Origin of the sequence: Sphaerisporangium album, assembly GCF_003323745.1 — a bacterium.
GTDB lineage: Bacteria > Actinomycetota > Actinomycetes > Streptosporangiales > Streptosporangiaceae > Sphaerisporangium > Sphaerisporangium album.
This window is the reverse complement of record NZ_QOIL01000029.1, coordinates 116,624-124,017: the sequence shown is the minus strand read 5'-3', so window position 1 is coordinate 124,017 and position 7,394 is coordinate 116,624. Positions and strand designations below refer to the sequence as shown.

The window sequence follows — 7,394 nt, the reverse complement described above, 5'->3', positions numbered from 1 at the left end:
CATGCCGACGAACAACGACACCTCGCCGATGAACACCCCGCCGGACCACCCACGGCGGGGTGTTCTCATCCCAGATCATCGGCATCCTCAGCGCCTACCTCGTCGGCAATTTCGGCGCCGGGCAACAGGGAAGGCGGCGAAGAAGGCGTCGCGGTAGGCCGCCCAGGAGGGCCGCGGGGGCGGGGTGTCGGGCCTGGACAGGACGTAGAAGGCGACCAGCAGTGATGCCAGGGCGCCGAGGACGCGCAGCACGTTGATCAGGTCGGGGACCAGGATCAGCATGGTCCCGGCGACGGGGACGAGCAGGGCTGTCGCGCGGACGGCGAGTACTTTGATCTTCTTGTCGGTGGTCTTGATCACGGGTTCTCCTGGTCGAGTGGATCGAGGATGGACAGTTGGTCGTCGCCGGGCTTCATCCGGCGGATGCGGCCCGTGCGCCGTGGCAGGCGCAGGCCGAGGCGCCGCCAGGCTCTGGCGGCCTTGCGACGGCATTTGCCGCCGCGGCGTCGGCCGTCGGGCCCGGCGCGTAGGGAGTCGTGGCCCAGATGCGGCGGTCGCAGTCGTCGCAGCGGGCCACCCAGCGCCGCCGACGTCGCGCGGGCGGCGGGTCCTCGGGCGGCGGGTCCTCGGGCTGGGGGACCTCCCACAGCGGGGTCTGAGTCATGTGCGGTCGTGCTCCTCTTGGCGGGTGCCGTGCCGGGCCAGCTCGGCCTGGCGGATGTGAACGGCCAGGGGGATCGGCCACACGACCCCGGCCATGCCGGCGACCAGCAGGCACTCGGCCCACAGCACGGCGGCCGTGACCGCGCCTGCTGGGTGGCGTCCGCCGAGCCGGACACCGGCCCAGATCCGGCCGAAGGCGGGGTGGGCGATGACGGCTCCGACGAGCGCCCAGACGAGCAGGAGGGGCGGCAGCCAGGGCCAGGTCATGCGGACCTCCGGGACAGGGCGTGGGCGTGGATGACGACGGCGGCGATCGGGGCGTTGGCGCCGAGTTCGGCGCGCGCCTGGTGCATGAGGGCCGATCCGAAGTCCGGCAGGGCGGCCAGCGCCTTGGAGGCGCGCTCGTACTCGGCGGTGTCGCCCGGCTCCGGATCCGGCACGGCGAGCAGCAGCGGCGGCTGGCGATACCGGGGAGGAGACTTCTCGGCCGAAGGCTCGTGGCGCGCGGCCCGCTTCCCTTCCACCTCAGCGCCGTACGGAGAGATGTCTGTGTGCTGGTCCGGTCTCTGTGTAGGTCTATGTGTAGGTGGGGGGGTGCTGCACCCGGTGTTCTCGGGTGCAGCACCCGGTGTTCCGGGGTGCAGCACCCGGTCATTACCGCCGAGTAGTTCGCCATCAGGGGGTGCTGCACCCGGTGTTCCGGGGTTATCCACAGGCGGATCACCGGGTGCAGCACCCGGTGATGTGGCATCGGGCTTCCTGTGCCGTCCTGTCCCCGGTGCGGTATCAGCGGGTGCTGCACCCGGTGATCTGGCAGGCTTCGCCCGCGGCTTCTTCGCTGGAGGCGCCTGCACCCCGGGAGGCACGATCAGCTCTGCTTCGTCAGGATCGAGCATCGGCAACCGGGTCAGAAGGTCTGGCGGGATGGCCAGGTGGTGCTCGTCGGACTTGGACCCCCGCCCGGCCGAGCTGCCCTCGAAGACGCGCACCAACAGGCCGACCTCGCGCAGCCGGGCCAGACAGTCGCGGATGGTCTTCTCATCCTTGCGACAGACACGGGCCAGCCGTTCGATACCTGGATGGATACGGGTACCGTCCGGATTGCCGTAGGTGACCGCGACCAGGGCCACGTGCTGAACCGTGCCGGCCGAGACGCGCTTCTTCGGGTTCCCGTTCGGATCGGGGTTGAAGCTCAGATCAACGCGCCGCAGGATGCGGACCCACGTCCAGTAGATCGGGTCTCCCGCCTGCATGCCTCTCCTGTCCCGTGTCGTGTGTGTGCGGTCACTCCTCCCGGGGCTGGACCTGTAATCGCTTCTCCGGGCGCCTGAGCAGATGCTGAAGGGTCATGGCCGGTCGGCCTCCGCGCACCAGCCGACGCACGCCGCGGTGGTGCCGCCGCACGTCATGCAGGGCAGGCAGCGCAGGCAGATCACCGCGCGCGGCGAGCGATGGATGCGCGGCCAGTGGCCGCGCCGCAGGCACGACAGCAGCCGCCTCATGGCAACCTCGGGACGTGTTCGAGGTTGAGCGCCACCGCCTCCAGCAACCCGCCCACGTACGAGCCGGGCGCATCGGAGTCGCCGCAGGGGATGGCCTGCAGAAGCGCACGGAAGGTGTCGCGGTCGTCCGCGACGCGCGCGGCGATGAGCTGCCCGGCCCACATCTCCACCGGGTCGACGTCGCTGATGTCGCTGCGCTGCCTGGTCTGGAAGTCCTCCCAGACCAAGCGGACGCGCATGCCCCGGGCGAGGCCGGGTGTGCGGGCGATGAGCGTGTCGATCCACGCGACCATGGCCTGCCCCACGCCTTCGCCCCCGTGCTGTTGCGACAGAGCCGAGATGGCGTTGACGGGGGCGTCGCCATCGCTGCGCAGGGCGGCGTTCAGGGCGTCGGCGGCGTAGTCCAGCACGCTGCGGCCGGTCATGACTCGCCGTCCTGGGTGACGGCGATACCCGGTATCTGCTCGGCGGCCTGGGCGAGCATGCCGGTCGCCTCGGCGGTGTAGGTGCCCTCGGCGTGCGGCGGGCCCAGGTGCTCGACGAGCTCGCGGTCGAGAGCGTCGGCCGCCGCGATGGTGACGTTCCAGAAGCGGACCGTGCGCGCGCCGTGGCTGTCCACGCGGACGGTCTGGATCACGCCGTACGGCTTAGCCATGGCCGCCGCCGATCGCCGTGGTGTAGTCGGGCATCCACGCGACCAGGGCACGGGCCTGGTCGACGTCGGCGTCGGTCAGGTCGCGGCCGCGCAGGACGGCGACGAGGTTGCCGTCGTGGTCGAACACCGCCCGCCCGGCCTCGTGCGGGTGCTTGGGGCGGGAGGACTTGCCGCGCTTGGCCTGCTCGCGGTCGTTGTGCAGGGAGCGGTCACTCATCGGCGTCCTCGGCGGGGATCTCGGTGAGCGGCGTGCCGTCAATGGAGCCCTTGTCGGCGTCGTCCACTGACCAGCGGCCGTCCACCACGCCCCAGAACGCGACCAGGGCCTCGGGGTCCATGTACCGGCTGTTGAGCAGCCAGTCGATCGCGTCGCCCCACCGCTTCTCGGTCCGGTACAGCTCGGCGAGCTGCACGCGTACCTGCTCGGCGGTCACTCCGGCCTTCATCGTCCTGTGCGCCCGACCCGCGAGCCGCTCCACCGCCTGCGTCAGCTCCCGGCGGCCGGCGGGGCTCTGGTCCAGAGACCCGCTCACCAGGCGGCGTAGCACGACCTGCGCCGCGATGGCCTCATGCACGGTCATCGCCATCACGCACCGTCCTGCGGCGTGACCAGGCGCTGCTTGGCGAGGTCCTGGAGGCGGCGGGTGCCGTCCTCGGTGTTGGCGGCCCAGTGGACCGCTTGGGCGTAGGCGGGGTAGACGGTGTACAGGCGTAGCCAGTGCTGCCGGTCGGCGCGCACGAGGGCCTCGATGAGGTGCTTGGTGAAGGCGCCGGGCTCCATGCCGCCGGTGAACCCGTAGTGGTGCAGGACGTGGCCCGCGACCGTGGGCGTGACCTCGGCCTCGGTTTCGCCGGCGGCGATGCGGTCGACCAGCTCGGCGGCGACGTCGCGGGGGGCCGTGAGCTTGTGGGCCCAGTCGTTGGCCTCGATGGTGAGCGACTGAAAGCCCTGTGCGATCTCGACCGCGCGGGTGGTGATGCTGGTCATCGGGTCTCCGGTGTGGTGGTGATGAACGGGTGGTCGGTCGTCCCGGTGCGGACGACCTCGCGGGGGTGCGGCGGGGGGGCGACCGGCGTGCACGCGGCGGCGACCAGGAGGGCGAGCAGGGCCGGGAGGGGGCGGGCCCTCCCGGCGCGCTCAGCTAGCACGGCGACGGCCGCGAGGGTCGAGGTGCCACCAGCCGCACGCACACACGAAGGGCCGCCAGCGCCGGTGCCGCAACCAGCCGACCAGGCCACGACGGCGGCGGCGCAGCGCGGCGCGGGCGAGCGCGCGCGTGCCGTACAGGTCAGTACGCGTGCACGCGGTCCGGCCCAGGGCGTCCATGAGCCGCTCGGCCAGGGCCTGGCCGTCGGGCTTGGCGGACCTGGCCGGCAGATCGTGGCCCCAGGTCAGCCCCACCAGGCCTCCAGGCTGCGCAGCCCGGACGTCAAGACGGTCTCCGTGCGGTCCGCCTCGCCGTCCCAGCGCACGTATACCACCGGGACGCCGCGCAGCTCGCCGGTGCCCAGCACGGTGCCCGTGGCCCGCAGGCCGGCGACGCGGGACTGCGTGGCGAAGACCTCCTGCGGGTGGTCAGTGCTGAGCGGCATCCGCGGCCTCCGTGAGCGTCCCGCCCTCGGGCAGCGCGAGCGTGTGGTACGCCTCGGCCGGGTCACCGGCGGGCGGGTCGGGGTAGGGATGGCCGCGCTCGGACACGTGCGCGAGCTCGGCCTGCTGCTCGCGCTGGCGCCGCTCGAGCTCGGCGCGCAGCAGCGCGCCGTACCGCTCGGCGGCCTGGCTGATCAGGCGGGCCGCCTCGATCGAGCCGAGGATCCGGGTGTCGTCGGCCTGGCGCGGGGTCGAGAGCATCAGCCCGGCCGCGCGCAGGGTGATCGTGTGCTCTCCCTGGTCGACGCCGATCGCCTCGGGGACGGCGCGCTGGTCGCTGGCGAAGACGGCGCGCGGGAAGGCGTCGATGGGCAGGGGGTGGGGGAACGTCATGCGGATCTCCTGGTGGGGCCGTGCTGCCACACCCGCGTCTGGCGGGTGGGAGCGGCGTGGACGGGGATCTTGTGGCCCAGGTGGTCGACGGCGACGCAGCGCAGGCTGCCGCAGTCGTCGGGGCACGGGGCGGGCTCGGTGACGAGCCGGACCGGGGGGCGCCAGCCGCGGGGGCAGGTGCCCGGGTCGTGGTGGCAGCCCTGGGGCTGGGTGCAGGCGGTGATCTCGATGAGGTCGCCGGCGTGGGCGTCGGCGACGGTGGACTCCTCGGGGGTCGTAAGATCGAACATGCGTATCTCCTGCTCAGGGGTGGTGTCGCCCGCCGCTGGCACGGCGGGTGACGTGAGCGGCTAGAACGGCGGCGGGGTGTGCGGCTCCCACGGCGTGGTGCTGATGGTGCGCGCCCACGGCTTGCCGCCCTCGGGGTGGTCGTGGGCGTGGTCGGCCTGCTGAACGGTGACCCGCGAGGTGCTGTCGTCCGGCCGTCCGTGGGTGATCACGTACTCGTGCACGTGCGTGCAGCTGTTGCGCCGCTGGCGCTCGTCGGCCAGCGTGGCCTCAAGTAGCCGGACACGGGCCAGCAGCTGCGGGACGGCGAAGTTGAGCACCTGGTGACCAGCCGGGTTCAGGGCACCGGTCGTCTGCTCCAGGAGTGCCTCGATCTCCTCCAGCATGAGCATCTCGTCCTCCGGGTCAGGAGGCTCGGGCTCACGCTCGTCGGCCAGGTCGCGCAGGTCGATGTCGCGGCCGTTCTCGTCCTCGACGATCACAGGTCACCGTCCCGGGCGGCGATGGCCTGAAGCTCGGCGATGCCGTGGCCGCCCGCCTGGCCCATGGTCAGCGCGGCCACGTAGTCGGGGTAGGCGCGGGCCAGGCGGACGCGATGCTCCGCCTCGGCCATGGAGATGGCGAGGATGAGCGTGGTCCTGAACGCCGAGGCGGGCTGTCCGCCACGAGCGTGCAGGTGCCACAGGACGTGCGCGGCGACCACTGGCGAGATCTCGACCTGCTGGCCCGTGCGGCCGTACAGCGCGGTGTAGACGTTGAGCGCCAGGTCCTCCGGGGACAGGCCGCCGTCGCTGGTCTTGATCGCCCGGGTGATGGCCCGCAGGTGCGGGTCGTGAAGGGGCGGCACGTGCTGGTCCTGCGGTCGCATCACGACTCCTTTCTCTCGGTAGGGCGGAATTGGGCCGCGATCCGGCCAAGGGCCCACGGCACGCGGCCCCGGTCGGTGTCCTGGGTTCGTGCCGTCGGGTCCTCGTCGCGGAACCGCTGTACGTGGTAGACCCGGCCGTTGATGTCGACCGCCGTGAGCGTGCGGATCTCGGTCCGCTCGGGGTGGTCCAGGGCGACCCGCTCCCCGTCGGCGGCGCGGGTGCGCTGCTCGGCGGTGAGCAGCGCGGGCGGCACGGAGAACCCTTCGGCCATGAAGGCCACACCGGCCAGCCCGTCAGGGCTGTCGGCGAACCGCACCATCGGCGCACCGGCCGGCGGGTCGGGCAGCCGGGCCGCGTGGGCCATCAGCGCGTCGGCCGGGTTACGGTGATGGCCGCTCTGCCAGGTCCGTGGCGGCATGGTTCGCGCCTCGATGGCGCCGGAGTCGACGTCGGCCAGGTGCAGCGTCCACAGCCGGGCGGGCTGGTCCCAGCCGCGGCGGTGCCCCATGCGGTGCTCGATGGCGACGAGCGCGGCCAGCAACGTGTCCCGCTCCAGGTCGCCGGTGACGCTGCGCACCTGGGAGATGAGGACCCTGCTGCGGTCCCACCACTTCCAGGGCGGCGTGGTCACCGGGCACCGCCGTGGACGACGCGGCCGTCACGGACGATCGTCAAAGCGGCGGGCCCGGCCTCGAACCAGATCTCCATCAGCGGGTCGTCGACCAGCCCGGGGGCGAAGGCACCCGGGCCGACCATGCCGGGGGTGTGGTGGAGCGCCCTCAGCAACAGGCCGCCTTCGGTGGCGGAGTGCTCGACGACGTACGTCTCCCCCAAGGTCGGCGTCACGGCGGGGACGCCTTCGTAGTGGATGTGCACCACGTCTCCGGCCCGTGCGGGGTACCAGGGCGCGGATTCCATGGAGCGCTGGCCGTCCGTCAGTGCGTCGAGCTCGCCGACGATGTCGCGGCGCCCCTTGGCGTCCTCGGCCTGCGCCAGCGGGCTGACGGCCGGGCTCGCCGGGGCGGCCGCGCCGTACAGGGCACGGCCGATCCGGTAGTGCTGGGAGTGCTTGGCCACGTACGCCGCCACCGGCGCCCCGGAGGCCGGGCCGGTGCGGTTGAGCTGCGCGGCCAGGGTGGCCAGCGTGTTCTGCAGCTGGCGCAGCTTGTCACGGGCGTAGCGCCAGTTGCCGTCCTCGATGGCGCCGATCAGGCGCGAGAAGAAGTCGATCGAGCAGACGGTCTCCTCACCGATCCGGGTCTCCCGGATGGTGAGCTGGGTGGTAGACATCAAGATCCTTTCGGGTGGGTGGGGTGAGAAGGTCAGCTCGGCACCGGCGGCGCGGGCACGGGGGGATACCAGGAGGTCCAGACATCACCGACCGAGGTCTCGACGATGACGACGGAACGCGCCCCGACCTTCGGCTCCGGGCG

Annotated in this window: 19 protein-coding genes; all 19 read right to left on the bottom strand. The window is 72.4% G+C overall.

The features are described from left to right. Window positions 1–87 precede the first annotated feature (87 nt). The 19 genes from DQ384_RS36465 to DQ384_RS36390 all read right to left on the bottom strand — a co-directional run bounded on the left by DQ384_RS36465 (window position 88) and on the right by DQ384_RS36390 (window position 7,251). Complete coding sequence (locus tag DQ384_RS36465) at window positions 88–360, bottom strand: hypothetical protein (protein ID WP_114033433.1); 273 nt, start codon at window positions 358–360, stop codon at window positions 88–90. A 52-nt stretch (window positions 361–412) separates the two neighbouring features. Then, a complete protein-coding gene (locus DQ384_RS40650) occupies window positions 413–664 on the bottom strand; it encodes a hypothetical protein (RefSeq protein ID WP_147269015.1) in 252 nt (83 codons plus the stop codon). Then, window positions 661–930, bottom strand: coding sequence for a hypothetical protein (locus DQ384_RS36460; RefSeq protein WP_114033432.1), 270 nt, complete (start codon window positions 928–930; stop codon window positions 661–663). Before DQ384_RS36460 ends, DQ384_RS40650 begins: the two co-directional genes overlap by 4 nt. Beyond that, the gene (locus DQ384_RS40645; protein WP_147269014.1) at window positions 927–1,916 is read right to left on the bottom strand and encodes a hypothetical protein; all 990 of its coding nucleotides are present in this window, start codon (window positions 1,914–1,916) and stop codon (window positions 927–929) included. The genes DQ384_RS36460 and DQ384_RS40645 overlap by 4 nt, the downstream gene beginning before the upstream one ends. Before the next feature lie 93 nt (window positions 1,917–2,009). Continuing rightward, window positions 2,010–2,165, bottom strand: coding sequence for a hypothetical protein (locus DQ384_RS41795; RefSeq protein ID WP_181871607.1), 156 nt, complete (start codon window positions 2,163–2,165; stop codon window positions 2,010–2,012). Then, entirely contained in the window at window positions 2,162–2,590 is a 429-nt protein-coding gene (locus DQ384_RS36450) for a hypothetical protein (protein WP_114033430.1), read from the bottom strand. The genes DQ384_RS41795 and DQ384_RS36450 overlap by 4 nt, the downstream gene beginning before the upstream one ends. Continuing rightward, a complete protein-coding gene (locus DQ384_RS36445) occupies window positions 2,587–2,820 on the bottom strand; it encodes a hypothetical protein (protein ID WP_114033429.1) in 234 nt (77 codons plus the stop codon). Before DQ384_RS36445 ends, DQ384_RS36450 begins: the two co-directional genes overlap by 4 nt. Then, on the bottom strand, window positions 2,813–3,037 hold the full coding sequence (locus DQ384_RS36440; RefSeq protein ID WP_114033428.1) for a hypothetical protein: 225 nt from the start codon (window positions 3,035–3,037) through the stop codon (window positions 2,813–2,815). The genes DQ384_RS36445 and DQ384_RS36440 overlap by 8 nt, the downstream gene beginning before the upstream one ends. Next, entirely contained in the window at window positions 3,030–3,401 is a 372-nt protein-coding gene (locus DQ384_RS36435) for a hypothetical protein (protein WP_147269013.1), read from the bottom strand. Before DQ384_RS36435 ends, DQ384_RS36440 begins: the two co-directional genes overlap by 8 nt. A gap of 5 nt (window positions 3,402–3,406) precedes the next feature. Further along, window positions 3,407–3,808 (bottom strand): hypothetical protein, encoded by a 402-nt coding sequence (locus tag DQ384_RS36430; RefSeq protein WP_114033426.1) that lies wholly within the window; start codon window positions 3,806–3,808, stop codon window positions 3,407–3,409. Further along, the gene (locus DQ384_RS41790; RefSeq protein WP_181871606.1) at window positions 3,805–3,969 is read right to left on the bottom strand and encodes a hypothetical protein; all 165 of its coding nucleotides are present in this window, start codon (window positions 3,967–3,969) and stop codon (window positions 3,805–3,807) included. The genes DQ384_RS36430 and DQ384_RS41790 overlap by 4 nt, the downstream gene beginning before the upstream one ends. After that, window positions 3,959–4,222, bottom strand: a complete 264-nt coding sequence (locus tag DQ384_RS36425) for a hypothetical protein (protein WP_114033425.1) — start codon at window positions 4,220–4,222, stop codon at window positions 3,959–3,961. Before DQ384_RS36425 ends, DQ384_RS41790 begins: the two co-directional genes overlap by 11 nt. After that, window positions 4,213–4,413: a hypothetical protein gene (locus tag DQ384_RS36420; RefSeq protein ID WP_114033424.1), complete on the bottom strand. Its 201-nt coding sequence runs from the start codon at window positions 4,411–4,413 to the stop codon at window positions 4,213–4,215. The genes DQ384_RS36425 and DQ384_RS36420 overlap by 10 nt, the downstream gene beginning before the upstream one ends. Further along, entirely contained in the window at window positions 4,397–4,804 is a 408-nt protein-coding gene (locus DQ384_RS36415) for a hypothetical protein (RefSeq protein WP_114033423.1), read from the bottom strand. The genes DQ384_RS36420 and DQ384_RS36415 overlap by 17 nt, the downstream gene beginning before the upstream one ends. Beyond that, complete coding sequence (locus tag DQ384_RS36410) at window positions 4,801–5,094, bottom strand: hypothetical protein (protein WP_114033422.1); 294 nt, start codon at window positions 5,092–5,094, stop codon at window positions 4,801–4,803. Before DQ384_RS36410 ends, DQ384_RS36415 begins: the two co-directional genes overlap by 4 nt. Before the next feature lie 60 nt (window positions 5,095–5,154). Continuing rightward, on the bottom strand, window positions 5,155–5,574 hold the full coding sequence (locus tag DQ384_RS36405; protein ID WP_114033421.1) for a hypothetical protein: 420 nt from the start codon (window positions 5,572–5,574) through the stop codon (window positions 5,155–5,157). Continuing rightward, entirely contained in the window at window positions 5,571–5,960 is a 390-nt protein-coding gene (locus DQ384_RS36400; RefSeq protein WP_114033420.1) for a hypothetical protein, read from the bottom strand. Before DQ384_RS36400 ends, DQ384_RS36405 begins: the two co-directional genes overlap by 4 nt. Next, window positions 5,960–6,592: a hypothetical protein gene (locus tag DQ384_RS36395; protein ID WP_114033419.1), complete on the bottom strand. Its 633-nt coding sequence runs from the start codon at window positions 6,590–6,592 to the stop codon at window positions 5,960–5,962. Before DQ384_RS36395 ends, DQ384_RS36400 begins: the two co-directional genes overlap by 1 nt. Continuing rightward, window positions 6,589–7,251, bottom strand: a complete 663-nt coding sequence (locus tag DQ384_RS36390) for a hypothetical protein (protein ID WP_114033418.1) — start codon at window positions 7,249–7,251, stop codon at window positions 6,589–6,591. Before DQ384_RS36390 ends, DQ384_RS36395 begins: the two co-directional genes overlap by 4 nt. Window positions 7,252–7,394: the final 143 nt, after the last annotated feature.

Excerpts from the sequence above, each read along its gene's own strand:
- DQ384_RS36430 (WP_114033426.1), bottom strand. The coding sequence starts at position 3,808 with ATGACCAGCATCACCACCCGCGCGGTCGAGATCGCACAGGGCTTTCAG.
- DQ384_RS36440 (WP_114033428.1), bottom strand. The coding sequence starts at position 3,037 with ATGAGTGACCGCTCCCTGCACAACGACCGCGAGCAGGCCAAGCGCGGC.
- DQ384_RS40645 (WP_147269014.1), bottom strand. The coding sequence starts at position 1,916 with ATGCAGGCGGGAGACCCGATCTACTGGACGTGGGTCCGCATCCTGCGG.
- DQ384_RS36435 (WP_147269013.1), bottom strand. The coding sequence starts at position 3,401 with ATGACCGTGCATGAGGCCATCGCGGCGCAGGTCGTGCTACGCCGCCTG.
- DQ384_RS36420 (WP_114033424.1), bottom strand. The coding sequence starts at position 4,413 with ATGCCGCTCAGCACTGACCACCCGCAGGAGGTCTTCGCCACGCAGTCC.
- DQ384_RS36390 (WP_114033418.1), bottom strand. The coding sequence starts at position 7,251 with ATGTCTACCACCCAGCTCACCATCCGGGAGACCCGGATCGGTGAGGAG.
- DQ384_RS36410 (WP_114033422.1), bottom strand. The coding sequence starts at position 5,094 with ATGTTCGATCTTACGACCCCCGAGGAGTCCACCGTCGCCGACGCCCAC.
- DQ384_RS41795 (WP_181871607.1), bottom strand. The coding sequence starts at position 2,165 with ATGAGGCGGCTGCTGTCGTGCCTGCGGCGCGGCCACTGGCCGCGCATC.
- DQ384_RS36415 (WP_114033423.1), bottom strand. The coding sequence starts at position 4,804 with ATGACGTTCCCCCACCCCCTGCCCATCGACGCCTTCCCGCGCGCCGTC.
- DQ384_RS40650 (WP_147269015.1), bottom strand. The coding sequence starts at position 664 with ATGACTCAGACCCCGCTGTGGGAGGTCCCCCAGCCCGAGGACCCGCCG.
- DQ384_RS36445 (WP_114033429.1), bottom strand. The coding sequence starts at position 2,820 with ATGGCTAAGCCGTACGGCGTGATCCAGACCGTCCGCGTGGACAGCCAC.
- DQ384_RS36460 (WP_114033432.1), bottom strand. The coding sequence starts at position 930 with ATGACCTGGCCCTGGCTGCCGCCCCTCCTGCTCGTCTGGGCGCTCGTC.
- DQ384_RS36400 (WP_114033420.1), bottom strand. The coding sequence starts at position 5,960 with ATGCGACCGCAGGACCAGCACGTGCCGCCCCTTCACGACCCGCACCTG.
- DQ384_RS36450 (WP_114033430.1), bottom strand. The coding sequence starts at position 2,590 with ATGACCGGCCGCAGCGTGCTGGACTACGCCGCCGACGCCCTGAACGCC.